Below are 16,850 nucleotides of genomic sequence, written 5' to 3'. Positions count from 1 at the left end.
GGTCCCACCCACCCCTCCTACAGCCGTGATCGATCCGCAACCAATTCCCATCTTGACCGAGACCCATCAACGCGCTGTCTGATTACGCTCGCGCTCATGGCCGACTCCACACCCGCAGACCGCCCCGACCAGCCCGATCGCCCCGTGTACGTCGTCGGCGGCGGTCCGGCCGGACTCTCCGTCGCGTACGCGCTGCGCGCCCGGGGCATCCGCGCGGTCGTGCTGGAGAAGTCCGAGCACGTCGGCGCGTCCTGGCGGCGCCACTACGACCGGCTGCACCTGCACACCACCCGCCGTCTGTCGGCCCTGCCGGGCCTCCCGATGCCCCGCCGCTTCGGCCGCTGGGTCGCCCGCGACGACGTGGTGCGCTACCTGGAGAAGTACGCCGAGTTCCACGAGCTGGAGACCGTCACCGGCGTCGAGGTCTCGCGTGTCGAGCGCACCCCCGACGGCACCGGCTGGCTGCTGCACGCGACCGGCGGCCGCGAGCTGACCGGCGCCGCGGTGGTCGTCGCCACCGGCTACAACCACACCCCGCTGCTGCCGGACTGGCCGGGCCGCGACACCTACAAGGGCGAACTCCGGCACGCCGGCGAGTACCGCAACCCCGAGCCCTACGCCGGACGTGACGTCCTCGTCGTCGGCGTGGGCAACACGGGCGCCGAGATCGCCGTGGACCTGGTCGAGGGCGGCGCCTCGCGGGTACGGCTGTCCGTGCGCACCGCCCCGCACATCGTCCGCCGCTCCACGGCCGGCTGGGCCGCCCAGTACACGGGCGTTCTGGTACGGCGGCTGCCGGTGGGCCTCGTGGACCGGCTGGCCCGGCCCATGGCGAAGCTCAGCGTGCCGGACCTGTCGGAGCACGGACTGCCCCGCCCCGACACCGGGCTCTACAGCCGGGTCAAGGAGGGCGCCATCCCGGTCCAGGACGTCGGCCTCATCGACGCGATCCGCAAGGGCAGGGTCGAGGTGGTGGCCGCCGTGGAGGGCTTCGAGGACGGCGAGGTGCTGCTCGCCGACGGCACCCGCGTCGGCCCGGACGCGGTGATCGCGGCGACCGGTTACGCCCGCTCGCTGGAGGGCCTGGTCGGCCACCTCGGCGTCCTCGACGCCCATGGCAGACCGGTCGTCAACGGCTCCCGCTGCCCCGACGACGCCCCAGGGCTCTTCTTCACCGGGTACGTCACTCCCATCAGCGGCACCTTCCGCGAGGTCGCGATCGACGCGGAGAAGATCGCGAAGGCCGTCGAGAAGGCCGGCGCGGGCAGGCTCTCGCGGCTTCCCGTCTGACGGAGAGCACCCCAACTCGCTTCACCGGCGCTCCTGTTACATCTGTGAGAGATGTGGCGGGAGCGTTGTCGTGTGCCACCGTGCGGGGCCAGAATGTGAACACTTCTCATGTTCTAGCTCCACACTCTCTCCACTACGGAGGACGCACGTGGCACGCGAAAGACAGCTCTCCCCGCTCTCCCGGCGCTCCCTGCTCGGCGGTGCCGCCGCGGCGGCCGGTGCCGTCGCTCTCACCGGCACCGCCGCCTCCCCCGCCTCCGCCGCCACCCGTGACGTGGACGTCGCGATCGTCGGCGGCGGTCTCGCCGGGCTCACCGCGGCCCGTGACCTGGTCGCGGGCGGAAAGACCGTCGCCGTACTGGAGGCCCGCGACCGGGTCGGCGGCCGGGTCCTCAACCTGCCTCTGGCGGGCGGCGGTGTCACGGAGGGCGGCGGCGAGTTCATCGGCCCCACCCAGGACCGCATCAAGGCCCTTGCGGACTCGCTCGGGGTGGGGACCTTCCCCACCTACAACACCGGCAAGAACCTGCTCTACAAGGACGGCAAGAAGACCCCCTACGCCACCGACGGCCTCCTCGGCTCGGTCCCGCCGATCGACGCGGCCGGTCTCGCCAACGCGGCGATCGTCCAGGCCTCCCTCGACGACATGGCCAAGACCATCCCGCTGGACGCGCCCTGGACCGCCGCCAAGGCCGAGGAATGGGACCGGCAGACCTTCGAGAGCTGGCTGCGCGCCAACGCCGTGATCCCGTCGGCCAAGTTCCTCCTGGACGTGGCCTGCACGTCGATCTTCTCGGCCGAACCCCGTGAACTCTCCCTGCTGTTCGTCCTCTTCTACATCGCCGCGGCCGGCAACGAGACCACCCCTGGCACCCTGGAACGCCTCACCGAGACCGCGGGCGGCGCCCAGGAGCTGCGCTTCGTCGGCGGCTCCCAGGTGGTGCCGATCAAGCTCGCCGCCACGCTGGGCGACCGGGTGGTGCTGAACGCCCCGGTGCGCACGATCACCAAGGCCGGCGCGAAGTACGTCGTCACGGCCGACGGCGTCACCGTCACCGCCAAGCGCGTCGTGGTCGCCGTACCGCCGCCGCTCGCGGCCCGCATCACCTACGACCCGCTGCTGCCCGCCGCCCGCGACCAGCTCACCCAGCGCCTGCCGATGGCCTCGGTCGGCAAGGCGATCGCGATCTACGACACCCCCTTCTGGCGGGCGGACGGCCTCAACGGCCAGGTGGTCAGCGACACCGGCGTGATCAGCTCGACCTTCGACAACTCCCCGCCCGACGCCTCCTACGGCGCCCTGATGGGCTTCATCGAGGCCGACGAGGCCCGCAAGTACGACGCGGCGAGCGAGGCGGAGGTCAAGGCGGCCGTCCTCAAGGACTACGTGACGTACTTCGGCTCGAAAGCGGCCTCCCCCACCTCGTTCGTCCTGCAACGCTGGAACAACGAGGCCTACACCCGCGGCGGCCCCGTCTCCATCGGCGCTCCCGGAGTGCTCACCCAGTACGGCCCCGCCCTGCGCGCCCCCGTCGGCGGCATCCACTGGGCCGGGACCGAGACGTCGATCCACTGGATGGGCTTCATGGACGGTGCGGTGCGGTCGGGCGAGCGGGTGGCCAAGGAGGTCCTCGCGGTCCTGTAGTCGGCGCATCAACTTTGCGTGCACGCCCGTTCCTGACACCTCGTCAGTTCTGTAATCTGACAGTGCGTCAGTTATTTGTGCTGTCACGACGACAGGAGCGGGCGGACCGATGCTTGGATCAACCCACGGCACCCTCACCACCGACTCCCGCCGGGCCCGGGTCGTCGCGTGCGGCGAGCAACCCGGGCCCGCCGTCCACGGCCGGCCCGCCGAGGTCGACGATCTCGACGTCGGCGGCCGTCCGCTGTATGCCGACGTCCCCGATCTGGACCGCTTCTTCCGGCCGGAGTCCGTCGCCGTGATCGGCGCCTCGGACGCCGAGGGCCGGCCGAACACCGGTGTCACCCGGCAGCTGATCGACTGGGCGGGCCGGGTGGGAGCCCGGCTGCACCCGGTGCATCCGACCCGCCCGTCAGTCTTCGGCATCCCCTGCGTGGCATCCGTCGCCGACCTGCCCGAGCAGATCGACCTCGCCGTCCTGCTGGTCGCGGAGCCTCTCCCGCTGATCGGGCAACTGGCCGAGGCCAAGGTGAAGTTCGCGGTCGTCTTCGCCTCCGGCTTCGCGGAGACCGGCGAGGAGGGGGCGGCGGCGCAGGAGCGTCTCGGCGCCGCCGTGGCGGAGTCCGGGATGCGGCTGCTGGGGCCCAACACCAACCTGAACGCCTTCTCGTCGTTCCGCGACGACCTCGACGGGCCCGGGATCGCCCTCATCACCCAGTCCGGCCACCAGGGCCGCCCCGTCTTCGCCCTCCAGGAGCTCGGCATCCGCCTCACCCACTGGGCCCCCACCGGCAACGAGGCCGATCTGGAGAGTGCCGACTTCCTCTCCTACTTCGCCGAGCGTCCCGAGGTCGGCGCCATCGCCTGCTACCTCGAGGGCCTGAAGAACGGCCGCTCCTTCCTGCTCGCCGCCGACCGGGCCGCCCGCCGCAAGGTGCCGGTGGTCGCGGTCAAGGTCGGCCGCACCGAGACCGGCGCCCGTACGGCCGCCTCCCACACGGGCAAACTCACCGGCGCGGACACGGTGGTGGACGCAGCGATGCGGCAGTACGGCGTGATCCGCGTCGACGGCCTCGACGAACTCCAGGACACCGCCGCCCTGTTGGCCCGCGCGAAGCCGCCACGCGCCGAAGGGGTCGTCGTCTACTCGATCTCGGGCGGCACGGGCGCGCACTTCGCCGACCTGGCGACGGAGGCGGGCCTCGGGCTGCCCACCCTCTCGGCGGCGAAGCAGGCCGAACTGCACCAGTGGATACCGGAGTTCCTGAGCGTGGCCAACCCGGTCGACAACGGCGGCCACCCGGTCGGTGACGAACGCGGCCGTAAGATCATCGACGCGATCCTCGCGGACCCGTCGGTCGGGGTACTGATCTGCCCGGTCACCGGGCCCTTTCCGCCGCTGAGCGACCGGCTGGTGCAGGACCTGGTGGACGCGGCCGAGCAGACCGACAAGCTGGTCTGCGTGGTGTGGGGTTCGCCCGTCGGCACCGAGCCGGCCTACCGCGAGGTGCTGCTCGGCTCGTCCCGGGTGGCCACTTTCCGCACGGTCGGCAACTGCATCACCGCGGTCCGCGCCTACCTCGCCCACCACCGCTTCGTCAGCCGCTACCGCTCCCCCTTCGACGAGGCCCCGCGCAGCCCCTCCCCCTCCTTCCGCAAGGCGCAGGCCCTGATGCGCCCCGGCCAGCAGCTGAGCGAGCACGCGGCGAAGCAACTGCTGCGGGCGTACGGGATCCGAGTGCCGCGCGAGCAGCTGGTGACCAGCGCGGCGGCGGCCGTCCGCGCGGCGGGCCTGGTGGGCTACCCGGTCGTCATGAAGGCGTCCGGCGCGAAGATCGCCCACAAGACCGAACTGGGCCTGGTGAAGATCGGCCTGACCTCGGCCAGCCAGGTCCGGGACGCCTACCGCGAGCTGACCGACATCGCCCGCTACGAGGACGTCCCGCTGGACGGCGTCCTGGTCTGCCAGATGGTCGAGCGGGGCGTCGAGATGGTCGTGGGGGCCGCACACGACGAGCTGTTCGGGCCGACGGTGACGGTCGGGCTCGGCGGGGTGCTGGTCGAGGTGCTGCGGGACACGGCCGTACGTGTGCCGCCCTTCGGTGAGGAGCAGGCCCGGGACATGCTGGACGACCTGCGCGGACGAGCCCTCCTCGACGGGGTCCGGGGGCGGCCGCCCGCGGATCTCGACGCCCTCGTGGAGGTCGTGCTGCGCGTGCAGCGCATGGCCCTGGAGCTCGGGGACGAGGTCGCGGAGCTCGACATCAACCCGCTGATGGTGCTGCCCCGGGGGCAGGGGGCGGTGGCGCTCGACGCGTTGGTGGTGTGCCGGTGAGCGAGGTCGGGCACATCGTCGACGGCCAGGTCTGGTACCTCACCCTCAACAGGCCCGAGGTGCTCAACGCTCTCACGCCCGATCAACGGGACCTGCTCGTCGAACTGTTGGGCCGTGCGTCCGCCGATCCGGACGTGCGGGCCGTCGTCCTCACCGGAACCGGCCGCGGCTTCTGCGCGGGTGCGGACCTGCGCGGAGCCTCCGGGGCGGGAGAACGCGTCGCCGGCGACGTGGCCCGCACTCTGCGGCTGGGCGCCCAGCGGCTGATCGCGGCCGTCCTCGACTGCGAGAAGCCGGTGATCGCCGCGGTGAACGGCACCGCGGCCGGTCTCGGCGCGCACCTCGCGTTCGCCTGCGATCTCGTGCTCGCCGCCGAGTCGGCGAAGTTCATCGAGGTCTTCGTCCGCCGGGGCCTGGTCCCCGACGGCGGCGGCGCCTATCTCCTCCCCCGTCTGATCGGCCCGCGGCGGGCGAAGGAGCTGATGTTCTTCGGTGACGCGCTCACCGCTCGCGAGGCCGAACGTCTGGGTCTCGTCAACCGGGTCCTGGAGGACGAGGAGCTGACCAAGACGGCCCGCGAATGGGCCGAGCGCCTCGCCGGCGGCCCGACCCGTGCCCTCGCCCTGACGAAACAGCTGGTGAACGCCTCCCTGGACTCCGACCGCGCCACCGCCTTCGCCGCGGAGGCCGCCGCCCAGGAGATCAACATGACGACGCAGGACGCGCAGGAGGGCGTGGCGGGCTTCGTGGAGCGCAGGAGTCCCGAGTACAAGGGCCGTTGACGGCGGGGCGGGGTGGGGCGGGGACAACCCTTCCAATCTGACGAACCGTCAGCTTCAATGGGAATGTGATGGGACAAGCAGGAATGGCCGAGGCCGCCGTCCGCTATCTCCGCTCCGGCAGGAGCCTCGCGGTCGAGGCGCTGCCCCGCCCGGAGCTGCGGTGTGTGCGAGCGGACGAGCGCGCGCCCGTCGAACAGGCCGAGTTCCGGCGCGTGCTGGGCTCCTTCGCGAGCGGCGTGACCGTGGTGACGGCACCCGGGGAACCCGGTGAGGAACCGGCCGGTTTCGCCTGCCAGTCCTTCTCCTCCCTCTCCCTCGACCCGCCGCTCGTCGCCTTCATGGTGGGCCGTACGTCGACGACCTGGCCCCGCATCGCCCAGGCGGGCGTCTTCTGCGTCAACGTCCTGAGCGCTCAGCAGGGCGAGTTGTGCAGGGCGTTCGCGGTGAGCGGCGCGGACAAGTTCGCGGGTGTGGCCCACGACCCCGCCCCGGCCTCCGGCTCACCCCGTCTCGCGGGCACCCTCGCCTGGATCGACTGCACGATCCACGCGGTGCACACCGGCGGGGACCATCTGATCGTGGTGGGGCGGGTGGACGCGCTCGGGCCGGGGGACGGAGACGGCGAACTGCCGCTTCTGTTCCACAAGGGGCGGTTCCACTAGGGCCGGCGTCCCCTCTGCGGTCGCCGGGGTTCCGGGGATTCTCTCAGGCCGTCGCCGCCAAGGGCACCGCGACCGGCCGCCGCCGGATCACCAGCGCCATCAGCGCCGCCGCCGCGCACAGCGCGCCGGACGCGTACCAGATCATGTCGTACGACCCGAACACGTCCCGGGCGACGCCGCCGAGGAAGGCGATCAGCGCCGCGCCGACCTGATGGGAGGCGAGGACCCAGCCGAAGACGATCGCGCTGTCGTCGCCGTACTGCTCGCGGCACAGGGCGACGGTGGGCGGGACGGTGGCGACCCAGTCGAGGCCGTAGAAGACGATGAAGAAGAGCATCGGCGGGTGGACCGAGGGGGCCAGCAGCATGGGCAGGAACAGGAGCGAGATGCCGCGCAGGGCGTAGTAGACGGCGAGCAGCCTGCGGGGTTCGAAGCGGTCGGTGAACCAGCCGGAGGCGACCGTGCCGACCACGTCGAACACGCCGATCACCGCGAGCAGCGAGGCGGCTGCGGTGACGGGCATGCCGTGGTCGTGCGCGGCGGGCACGAAGTGGGTCTGGATCAGGCCGTTGGTGGAGGCGCCGCAGATCGCGAAGGTGCCGGCCAGCAGCCAGAAGGGTCCGGTGCGGGCGGCCTTGAACAGGACCGTCACCGCTCGGCGCGCGGCGCCCGGGACCGGCTCCGGCTTCGGCACGAACTCCTCGGCACCGTACGGCTTCAGGCCCACGTCGGCCGGGTGGTCCCGCAGCAGCAGCCAGACGAAGGGGACGACCGCGAGGGCGGCGAGCGCGACCGTGATCGCCGCCGGGCGCCAGTCGTGCTTCTCGACCATCCAGGACAGCACCGGCAGGAAGATCAGCTGTCCGGAGGCGGAGGCGGCGGTCAGGATGCCGGTGACCAGGCCGCGCCGCGCGGTGAACCAGCGGTTGGTGACGGTCGCGGCGAACGCCAGTGCCATCGAGCCGCTGCCGAGACCGACGAGCAGGCCCCAGTACAGCATCAGCTGCCAGGCCGCCGTCATCCACACGGTCAGGCCCGAACCGACCGCGATCACGGTCAGCGCGACCGCGACCACCCGCCGGATGCCAAAGCGGTCCATCAGCGCCGCCGCGAAGGGCGCGGTCAGGCCGTACAGCGCGAGGTTGACGGAGACGGCCGCGCTGATGGTGCCGCGCGACCAGCCGAAGTCGTCGTGCAGCGGGTCGATGAGCAGGCCGGGCAGGGAACGGAAGGCGGCCGCGCCGATGATCGTCACGAAGGTGACGGCGGCGACGAACCAGGCGCGGTGGATACGAGGGGCCGACTGGTTTTCCGGGTGGGCTGCCCGCTCGGCGGCTTCGCTTGTCTGGGTCACGACATAGAGCTTCCGTCCTGCGGGGCTCCGGATCCATTGGCCCGAAGGACAGCATTCGTTAGGATCGGGCCATGACCCCTGACCGTCATGCCCGTCGTGCCCAGGAGTTCCGCCCGCACCGCGTGGTCGTCCTCGCCATGGACGGTGTCCTGCCGTTCGAGCTGGGCATCCCGCACCGGATCTTCGGGCGCCCCAGGGACGCCGAGGGGCGCCTGCTGTACGAGGTCCTCACCTGCTCGATCCGCCCGCCGGGCCCGGTGCGGACCGACGCCGACTTCGACATCCAGGTCGAGCACGGCCCGGAGATCCTGGCCACCGCCGACACCGTGATCGTCCCGGCGTCGTACGAACTGGGCCCGGTCTTCGAACAGGGTGTGCTGACCGACGAACTGGCCGCCGCCCTCGCCCACATCCGCCCCGGCACCCGGCTCGCCTCCATCTGCACCGGTGTCTACGTCCTGGCCGCCGCCCGCCTGCTCGACGACCGCCCGGCCACCACGCACTGGGCCGACTCCGACCGTCTCCAGCGGCTCTTCCCGCAGGTCAAGGTCGACCCGGAGGTCCTGTTCATCGACGACGGTGACGTCCTGACCTCGGCGGGCGTCGCCGCCGGGATCGACCTGTGCCTGCACATGGTGCGCCGCGACCACGGCACGGCGATCGCCAACGAGGTGGCCCGCCGCACGGTCGTACCGCCGCACCGCGACGGCGGTCAGGCGCAGTACATCCACCGGCCAGTGCCCGACCCGCAGCAGTCCACCACCACCTCGGCCCGCGCCTGGGCGCTCGGCCGCCTCCACGAGCCGATCCAGCTGCGGGACATGGCCGAGCAGGAGGCCATGTCCGTACGCACCTTCACGCGCCGCTTCCGCGAGGAGGTCGGCGTCAGCCCCGGCCAGTGGCTCACCCAGCAGCGCGTGGAACGCGCCCGGCACCTCCTGGAGTCCACCGACCTCTCCGTCGACCAGGTCGCCCACGACGCCGGCTTCGGCACCGCCCAGTCGATGCGCCAGCACCTACAAACAGCCCTCGGCGTCACACCGACCGCCTACCGACGTACCTTCCGAACCGGGAGCATGACCCTCGCCCCCGCTTCCGGGCACTACGACGGCGTCGGCGCCCTGCGCTGAACTCCCCGCGCGGCGCACCTCCCCCCACCAGCCGACCCCTGTCAGCGCGAGGGTCAACGCCACCCCGGCCAGGACGGCGGTGGACGGCACCGTCACCTTGAGCAGGGCTCCGGCGAGCGAACCCGTGGCCGCGTAGCCCGCGCCCGCCGCCGCGTACATCACGGAGTAGCCGGCGGCCAGGGCGCCGGGCGGCAGCGCGTCGCGCAGGGCGAGGTTGCGGGTGAGCAGCGCGCCCGACTGGAGCAGGCCGCCCACGGCGAGCGCGGTCGCGATCCCGGCGGTGTTCGGTATCAACGCGATGAGCGTCACGCAGACCGAGGTGCCGCACATCAGCACGGCACTGCGGGTGCGCAGCAGACCGGGCCAAGTGCGCAGGCCGTAGAGGAACGCCCCGAGTCCGCCGCCCACCGCAAGGCCGGTCAGCAGCGGTCCCGACCAGCCGACACGGATGCCGCGCTGTTCGAGCAGGGCGGGCAGGACGAGTTCGGCGAGACCCAGCAGGCTGAGACTGGCAGCGCCGGTGACGTACACCGGCCAGGCGCCCAGCAGCAGCCGGGGCAGCGATCCGCCGGACCACGCGCCGCCCGCCGGGTCGTCCGCCTTCCATCCGGCCGGGAGCAGCCACAGCCCCGCGACCGACGCCGCCATCAGCGCGGCGGCCAGCAACAGGGGGACGTGAGGCGCGACTTGGAGGGCGAGACCGGCGACGGCGGCCGGGGAGACGGCCCAGATGACGGAGTTGAGCATCGACTCGGTGGACAGCGCCTGCGCGACGGCCCGCTCCGGGACCAGCTCGGTGAGCAGTGCGCGCAGCCCGCCGGTCGCGGCGGCGGGAGCGGCCCCGGCCAAGAAGGCGAACGCGCCCAGCACCAGGGAGGGCGCGTCGGGAAGCGCCCCGAGCCCCGCGAACCCGACGGCCCCGGTCGCAAGACCCACCGCCAGCTGGGGCCGGGGACGCTCGGGGAGCAGCCGCATCCCGAGCACCGGGGCGCCGACGATCTCACCGATCACATAGGCCGCCGCGAGCACCGCTCCCAGCGCATACCCGCCCGGTCTCTCGCGCACCAGGAAGACGAGGGCGAGCGGAGCCATCGCCACCGGCATACGGGCGCCGACGGACGTGCAGGCCCAGACCAGGACCTGCGGGGAGGCGACGTCTCGGTAAGTCATGCGTCGAAGTTAGGGCCCGGCACTGACATCGCCCCAAGAGTTTTCCAGGGCCTGTGGACAACTCGGGGGCTAGAACGTCAGCACCCCCCGAGCCACCCGCCCCGCCTCCGCGTCCCCCACCGCCTTCTCGAAGTCCTCGATGGGATAGGTCTCCGTGACCAGCTCGTCGAGGAGCAGCCGTCCCTGTCGGTAGAGGTCCGCGTAGAGCGGGATGTCCCGCTGCGGCCGGGACGATCCGTAGCGGCAGCCGAGGATGGATTTGTCCAGGAACATCGACGAGACGACGAAGGACGCCTCCGCGCCCGCCGCCGGGACCCCCAGCAGGATCGCCTGGCCGTGCCGGTCCAGCGAGTCGACGGCGGTGCGCACGAGTTCGACCCGGCCGACGCACTCGAAGGCGTGGTCCACGCCGTGCGGCAGCAGGTCGCGCACCCCCTCCGCCGACGTCAGGAAGTCGGTCGCCCCGAACTGCCGGGCCATCGCCTCCTTCGCCGGATTGGCGTCGACCGCCACGATCCGCGACGCCCCCGCGATCCGCGCGCCCTGGAGGACGTTGAGCCCGATCCCCCCGGTCCCGATGACCAGCACGCTCTCTCCCTGGTCCACCCGGGCCCGGTTGAGCACGGCCCCCACCCCGGTCAGCACCCCGCAACCGATGAGCGCGGCGGACGTCAGCGGGATGTCCTTCGGAATCCGGACCGCCTGGACGGCCTTCACCACCGTCCGCTCCGCGAAGGCGGAGTTGCACGCGAACTGGAACACCCGCTCCCCGCCCCGCGAGAAGGGTTTCTGGGGCCGCCCGATGGCTTTGCGGCACATCGTCGGCCGCCCCCGGTCGCAGTCGGCGCAGGCACCGCAGTTGGCGAGCGTGGACAGCGCCACATGGTCACCGGGCACGACATGGGTGACCCCGTCCCCCACCGCCTCCACCACGCCCGCGCCCTCATGCCCCAGCACCACCGGAACCGGAAACGGAATGGTCCCGTCCACCACGGACAGGTCGCTGTGGCACAACCCGGCCGCCGAGATCGCGACCTGTACCTCGCCCGGCCCCGGCTCCCGCACCTCCAGATCGTCGACGACCTGGATCTGGCTCCCGTCGAACAGCACGCCGCGCATCAGACGACCCCCTTGGGTTCCCTGGGCAGACCGAGCACCCGCTCGGCGATGATGGTGCGCTGGATCTGGTCCGAGCCGCCGTAGATGGTGTCGGCCCGCGAGAACAGGAACAGATGCTGCAGGGCGTCGAGTTCGTACGGCGAGGAAGGGGACCAGTCCCCGGGCCCGACCGTCGCCTCCGTCCCCCGCACGAGCATCGCCAGCTCCCCGAGCCGTTGATGCCACCCCGCCCACAGCAGCTTGGCCACACTGGACGCCCCGGCGTCCCCCGAACTCCCCAGCGTGCGCAGGGCGTTCCACCGCATGGTCCGCAGCTCGGCCCACTGCCGCACGAACAGCGCCCGCACGACCGGATCGGACACCGCGCCGGTCCGTACGGCGGCCTGCACCACCCGGGTCAACTCCTCGGCGAACCCGACCTGTTGGGCCAGCGTGGACACCCCGCGCTCGAACCCCAGCAGGCTCATCGCCACCTGCCAGCCACGCCCCTCACCCCCGACGACATGCTCCGCACGAACGCGTGCCCCGTCGAAGAAGACCTCGTTGAACTCACTGGTCCCGGTCATCTGCCGAATGGGCCGCACCTCGATGCGCCCCGGCTGGTCCATGGGAACGAGGAGGAACGACAGCCCGTGATGCCGACGGGACTCCGGATCGGTCCGTGCGAGGACGAAACACCAGTCCGCCTCGTGGGCGAGGGACGTCCAGATCTTCTGCCCGCTGATCCGGTACGTCCCGTCCTCGACCCGCGTGGCCCTGGTCCGCACCCCCGCGAGGTCGGACCCCGCCCCGGGTTCGCTGTACCCCTGGCACCACAGCTCCTCCCCAGCGGCGACGGGAGGAAGAAAGCGCGCCTTCTGCTCGTCGGTACCGTGCGCGAGGAGAGTGGGAGCCAGCAACTTCTCCCCGATGTGCCCGGACCGCGCCGGCGCCCCGGACCACGCGTACTCCTCGGCCCAGACGACCTGCTGGGTGAGGGTGGCGGTCCGGTTCCCGTACCCGGATGCGTCCCACCCGAGCCCGATCCACCCGGACTTCCCGAGAGTGCGTTCCCAGGTACGCCGGTCCTGCGCCCCGTCCACGTGGCTGGACAGCCATTCCCGCACCTCGGATCGAAAAGCATCGTCCTCCGCGCTGAACCCAAAGTCCACGAGGATCTCCTTTCAACACCGGACCCGACACCCCACCCAGGGGCGCGGGGAACTGCGCGAGCAACCACGAACGACCCGCAGCCGCCGAACAACCCGCACCCCCGAGCTATTGGGCCCCCGGCCCAGAAAGCAACGGCATCGGATCCACCCCCACGCTCCCCGGCAAGAACTCCGCGATCGTCTCCGGCGTCCACCCGCCGGAGGCATACGCGGCGCGCAACTCCCGAGGCTGAGCCCACACCGCGATCTTCGGCCCCGCCACGGTGTACACCTGCCCGGTGATCTCCTGGGCCCGCGCCGACAGCAGGTAGACCACCATGGCGGCCACGTCCTCCGGCTCCCCGATCTCCGTCAGCTCGAACGGCACGTTCGCCGACATCCGCGTACGGGCGACAGGCGCCACCGCGTTCGCGGTCACCCCGTACTTGTGCAACCCGAGCGCCGCACTGCGGACCAGCGAGATGATCCCGCCCTTCGCCGCGCTGTAGTTCGCCTGCGAAACGGACCCCTGGTGATTCCCGCTGGTGAACCCGATCAACGTCCCCGCCCGCTGCTTCCGCATCACCGCGGAGGCCGCCCGGAACACCGTGAACGTCCCCTTCAGATGCGTGGCGACGACCGGATCCCACTCCTCCTCGGTCATGTTGAACAACATCCGCTCACGCAGAATCCCGGCGACGCAGACGACACCGTCGAGCCGCCCGTAGGAAGCCAAGGCCGTATCGACGACCCGCTGCCCACCGGCCATCGTCGAGATGTCGTCGGCCACGGCGACGGCCTCACCCCCGGCCGCCTCGATCTCCTTCACGACACCCGAGGCGACATCGCTCGCGGGAGACGCCCCGTCCACGGAGACGCCGTAGTCGTTGACGACGACGCGCGCCCCCTCCCCCGCCGCGGCCAGCGCGACCGCCCGCCCGATCCCCCGCCCCGCGCCGGTCACGGCGACGACCCTGCCTGCCAAGAAGTTCCCCATGCCCGGCCCCTTCCCGCGGTTTCTGACGGACCGTTAGATTTTATGACCCGTCAGATGTGCGGACACAAGCCCCGGGGAGGGCCCGATGTCACTTCCGGCCGCGTTCCACGACATCGCCAAGCGCGTGAACAACTGGGGTCGTTGGGGAGCCGACGACGAGATCGGCACCCTGAACCTGATCACCGACGAGGTCGTCCGCGAGGCCGCGGCGACCGTCCGCACGGGTCGTCGCATCCCCCTCGCCCTGCCCCTCAGGCAGGACGGCGTGCAGACCGGGATGATGCCGGGCCGGGTGAACCCCCTGCATGTGATGGTGCAGATCAACCAGGAGATCTTCGGCCCGGGGACGGTCGCGTGCAGCGACGACGCGGTGACCATGGGCCTGCAGGCCGCCACCCACTGGGACGCGCTCACCCATGTCTCGCACTCCGGCATGCTCTACAACGGACGCCCGGCCGGCACCATCACCCCGCACGGCGGCGCCGAGTTCGGCGGTATCGACAAGGCGCGGCACGTCGTCTCGCGCGGGGTGCTGCTCGATGTGGCCCGCGCGCGGGGTGTGGACCGGCTCGACGGGGGCCACGCCGTGACCCCCGAGGACCTGGAGGCCGCCGAGGAACTCGCGGGCACGCGCGTGCGTGCCGGTGACATCGTGCTCGTACGGACCGGACAGATCCAGGTGTATCTCGCCGGGGACAGGGAGGCGTACGCCTATCCGTCGCCGGGCCTGTCGGTCCGCACTCCGGAGTGGTTCCACGCGCGTGATGTCGCGGCGGTCGCCAACGACACGCTCACGTTCGAGATCTTCCCGCCCGAGATCGAGGACCTGTGGCTGCCGGTGCACGCCCTCGACCTGGTGGAGATGGGGATGCTGCAGGGTCAGAACTGGAACCTCGAAGAGTTGTCCACAGCCTGTGGACAACTTGGCCGGTACGCGTTCCTGCTGTCGGCGATGCCCGAGCCGTTCGCCGGCGGCACCGGAACGCCCGTGGCCCCGGTGGCCATTCTGTAAGGAGGTCAGGTCGGTCGGCGGCGCGCAGATCCGCCCCGAGCACGGTCTCGCGCGCCGCCGTCATCGACTTCCTTCCGCCCCGAGGAAATCGACACCGCGTCACGATCCGCACTCGTCGGGGGCTTCCGTCACCGAAGCCCTCGGCGTCCCCTCGCGGCGAATCGCTGACCACCAGCGTCATCAATCGAACACGCTGCGTCAACACCGGTACGGGGATTTATTACTTACGACCCATTTGCCATGACCGCGCACGGATGCACGTCCCGGCGCACCGCCCCGCCTCGAGCGAAGGGTGACGGCGGTCTCTGCGACCGTGCGCCGGTCACACCGCCTCGAACGCGAATCCCTCGTAGGCCGAGGCGTCGATGTCGTAGGCCTCCGCGCTCTGCCGCGGCTGCTCGCAGCGGTCGAGTTCGCACCAGATGCTCTTGCCCGTGCCTTCGGGGCTCCAGCCCCAGCGGTCCGCGAGGCCGTCGACGAGGGCGAGGCCGCGGCCGCCGGTCGCCTCACCGTCGACGCAGCGCGGCACCGGGGCCCGGCCGCTGCGGTCGGCGACCTCGAGGCGGACGGTGGCCGACTCCACCTCGGCGTCCGGCAGGGACAGCCGCAGGACGGCCGGACGGCCGGTGTGCACCACGGCGTTGGTGACGAGCTCCGACACGAGCAGGATCAGGATCTCGGCGAGCGGTTCGTCGACCTCTATCCCGGATACGGCGAGCCGCGAGCGGGCCCACCGCCGGGCTCGCCCCACTTCAGCGGGGTCGGGCCGGATCTCCAGCTGCACTTGAAGCACCTGCACCGCTCACACCATCCGAACCGGCGGGCACATGGCCTCGCGCCTCACGAGGGCCACGATCGTAGCCATTTTTTGCATGACCAGAACAATGACCAAAGCCGGGGTCACAGAACGTGAATCCCTTACAGGACAGCATGGTTGACGTACAGTCACGCCAACAAGCGCTTCGGGCATATTCCAGCGCGAAGGAGTACCCGTGCGGGATACTGTGCGACGCCCGCCGCGGGAAGTCGAACAGGCGGTGGTCGCAGGGCCTACCGGCCCGCGAGCAGCGGCGCGCATCGCCGGGTCCGGGGCCGCCTCTTGGGCAACACCGGCATGGCTCATGCTCGGAACCACTCGCATCTCACACAAGGTACCGGAGCCGGGCGCCGACTCCAGGACGTGACGAGTCACACATAGGACACAACCCGATACCAACGCTGAGTGATTCCGGTATGCCACAATCCGCGACATCCGCTCCGGACCCGCCGAGGAGCGGGCCGGTCGCGGGCGCCTCAGGCCAACAGATCGACGGCGAGCAACTCCTCACTCTCCGCACCGCCACCGGCCCTCCGGGCCCGCACCCAGGCCCGCTTCAGATGCAGCTGCACCTCGCACTCCCAGGTGAAGCCCATCCCGCCGTGCACCTGGAGACAGTCCCGGGCACCCCGCTCGGCCGCCTCGTCGGCCAGCAGCCGGGCCGCAGCGACGTCCACCGGGTCGGCGGTCACGGCGGCCGCGTACACCGCGGCCCGGGCGGTCTCCGCCCGCACCAGCATCTGCGCACACAGATGCTTGACCGCCTGAAAGGCCCCGATCGGCTGCCCGAACTGCTCCCGAGTCCCGGCGTGTTGCACAGCGAGCTCACACACCCGCGTGGCGGTACCGAGCTGCTCGGCAGCAGTCAGAAGCACGGCGACGGGGTCGGCGGCGCGGGGGGATCGGGACACGGGGAGCCCTGACGGAGAGGGGGCGGTGATGGAGGTCGGGCCAGGGAGGTTCGTTGAGGACTGGCCGGGGGCGGCCGCGGAATACCGGCCGGGAGCGGTCTTGGCGGACCGGCTGAGGGCGCCCGCGGAAGACGAACCGGCAGCGTCGACGGCAGCCGAGCCGGACGCGGCAGCCGATGACGAACCACCAGCGACCGCCGAAGACGAACCAGCAGCATCGACGGAAGACAGGCCCGGCACAGCCGAGGACGACGAACCGGCAGCCGACGACGGCCCGGGCATCGACGACGGGTCCGTCGCCGGGAGCCCCACGGAGGGCTCGTGGTCCACGCCCGTCCCCGGGTGCGCGGAGGATTCCGACCCCACCCCCGCCCCCCGGAGCCGCACGGAGGAGCCACGGTCCACCCCCGTCGGCGAATCACACCCGGGCCAGGCCCGGCGCGGTCCGCCCCCCGCTCCCGGAATCCGGTGCAGCGGCGTCAGCGGGTCCACGCAG

At 71.7% G+C, this 16,850-nt stretch carries 14 protein-coding genes; 7 read left to right on the top strand and 7 right to left on the bottom strand.

Annotation, left to right across the window (positions count from 1 at the left end):
- Positions 1-96: 96 nt before the first annotated feature.
- The 5 genes from BFN33_RS43925 (at position 97) to BFN33_RS43905 (ending at position 6,714) form a co-directional block, all read left to right on the top strand.
- Complete coding sequence (locus tag BFN33_RS43925) at positions 97-1,290, top strand: NAD(P)/FAD-dependent oxidoreductase (protein WP_069765827.1); 1,194 nt, start codon at positions 97-99, stop codon at positions 1,288-1,290.
- 148 nt (positions 1,291-1,438) lie between these two features.
- A complete protein-coding gene (locus BFN33_RS43920; RefSeq protein WP_069765826.1) occupies positions 1,439-2,935 on the top strand; it encodes an FAD-dependent oxidoreductase in 1,497 nt (498 codons plus the stop codon).
- A gap of 109 nt (positions 2,936-3,044) precedes the next feature.
- The gene (locus BFN33_RS43915) at positions 3,045-5,270 is read left to right on the top strand and encodes an acetate--CoA ligase family protein (RefSeq protein WP_069765825.1); all 2,226 of its coding nucleotides are present in this window, start codon (positions 3,045-3,047) and stop codon (positions 5,268-5,270) included.
- Positions 5,261-6,052, top strand: a complete 792-nt coding sequence (locus tag BFN33_RS43910) for an enoyl-CoA hydratase/isomerase family protein (RefSeq protein ID WP_069765824.1) — start codon at positions 5,261-5,263, stop codon at positions 6,050-6,052. The genes BFN33_RS43915 and BFN33_RS43910 overlap by 10 nt, the downstream gene beginning before the upstream one ends.
- A gap of 68 nt (positions 6,053-6,120) precedes the next feature.
- Positions 6,121-6,714 (top strand): flavin reductase family protein, encoded by a 594-nt coding sequence (locus tag BFN33_RS43905; protein ID WP_079141330.1) that lies wholly within the window; start codon positions 6,121-6,123, stop codon positions 6,712-6,714.
- Positions 6,715-6,757: 43 nt separating this feature from the next.
- On the opposite strand, the gene BFN33_RS43900 is transcribed toward BFN33_RS43905, so the two are convergent.
- Positions 6,758-8,068: an MFS transporter gene (locus BFN33_RS43900; RefSeq protein WP_069765822.1), complete on the bottom strand. Its 1,311-nt coding sequence runs from the start codon at positions 8,066-8,068 to the stop codon at positions 6,758-6,760.
- A 71-nt stretch (positions 8,069-8,139) separates the two neighbouring features.
- Here BFN33_RS43900 and BFN33_RS50840 point away from each other — a divergent pair, with 71 nt between their 5' ends.
- The gene (locus BFN33_RS50840; RefSeq protein ID WP_079141329.1) at positions 8,140-9,198 is read left to right on the top strand and encodes a GlxA family transcriptional regulator; all 1,059 of its coding nucleotides are present in this window, start codon (positions 8,140-8,142) and stop codon (positions 9,196-9,198) included.
- On the opposite strand, the gene BFN33_RS43895 is transcribed toward BFN33_RS50840, so the two are convergent.
- The 4 genes from BFN33_RS43895 to BFN33_RS43880 all read right to left on the bottom strand — a co-directional run bounded on the left by BFN33_RS43895 (position 9,085) and on the right by BFN33_RS43880 (position 13,614).
- The gene (locus BFN33_RS43895; protein ID WP_069765821.1) at positions 9,085-10,368 is read right to left on the bottom strand and encodes a hypothetical protein; all 1,284 of its coding nucleotides are present in this window, start codon (positions 10,366-10,368) and stop codon (positions 9,085-9,087) included. The two genes, BFN33_RS50840 and BFN33_RS43895, sit on opposite strands and share 114 nt — an antisense overlap.
- 69 nt (positions 10,369-10,437) lie before the next feature.
- On the bottom strand, positions 10,438-11,487 hold the full coding sequence (locus BFN33_RS43890; protein WP_069765820.1) for a Zn-dependent alcohol dehydrogenase: 1,050 nt from the start codon (positions 11,485-11,487) through the stop codon (positions 10,438-10,440).
- A complete protein-coding gene (locus BFN33_RS43885) occupies positions 11,487-12,638 on the bottom strand; it encodes an acyl-CoA dehydrogenase family protein (RefSeq protein ID WP_069765819.1) in 1,152 nt (383 codons plus the stop codon). Before BFN33_RS43885 ends, BFN33_RS43890 begins: the two co-directional genes overlap by 1 nt.
- A gap of 106 nt (positions 12,639-12,744) precedes the next feature.
- Entirely contained in the window at positions 12,745-13,614 is an 870-nt protein-coding gene (locus BFN33_RS43880) for an SDR family oxidoreductase (protein ID WP_069765818.1), read from the bottom strand.
- A gap of 85 nt (positions 13,615-13,699) precedes the next feature.
- Here BFN33_RS43880 and BFN33_RS43875 point away from each other — a divergent pair, with 85 nt between their 5' ends.
- The gene (locus tag BFN33_RS43875) at positions 13,700-14,626 is read left to right on the top strand and encodes a cyclase family protein (protein WP_069765817.1); all 927 of its coding nucleotides are present in this window, start codon (positions 13,700-13,702) and stop codon (positions 14,624-14,626) included.
- Between the two features lie 322 nt (positions 14,627-14,948).
- On the opposite strand, the gene BFN33_RS43870 is transcribed toward BFN33_RS43875, so the two are convergent.
- Positions 14,949-15,410 carry an ATP-binding protein gene (locus tag BFN33_RS43870; RefSeq protein ID WP_069765816.1) on the bottom strand — a complete coding sequence of 154 codons (462 nt, stop codon included), beginning with the start codon at positions 15,408-15,410 and terminating at the stop codon, positions 14,949-14,951.
- Positions 15,411-15,919: 509 nt separating this feature from the next.
- Complete coding sequence (locus tag BFN33_RS54945) at positions 15,920-16,828, bottom strand: acyl-CoA dehydrogenase family protein (protein ID WP_370743380.1); 909 nt, start codon at positions 16,826-16,828, stop codon at positions 15,920-15,922.
- Between the last annotated feature and the right edge of the window lie 22 nt (positions 16,829-16,850).

This window comes from Streptomyces sp. LUP47B (genome assembly GCF_001746295.1).
Lineage (GTDB): Bacteria > Actinomycetota > Actinomycetes > Streptomycetales > Streptomycetaceae > Streptomyces.
The sequence above is the reverse complement of the archived record's forward strand: the minus strand, read 5'-3'. Positions and strand labels throughout refer to the sequence as shown.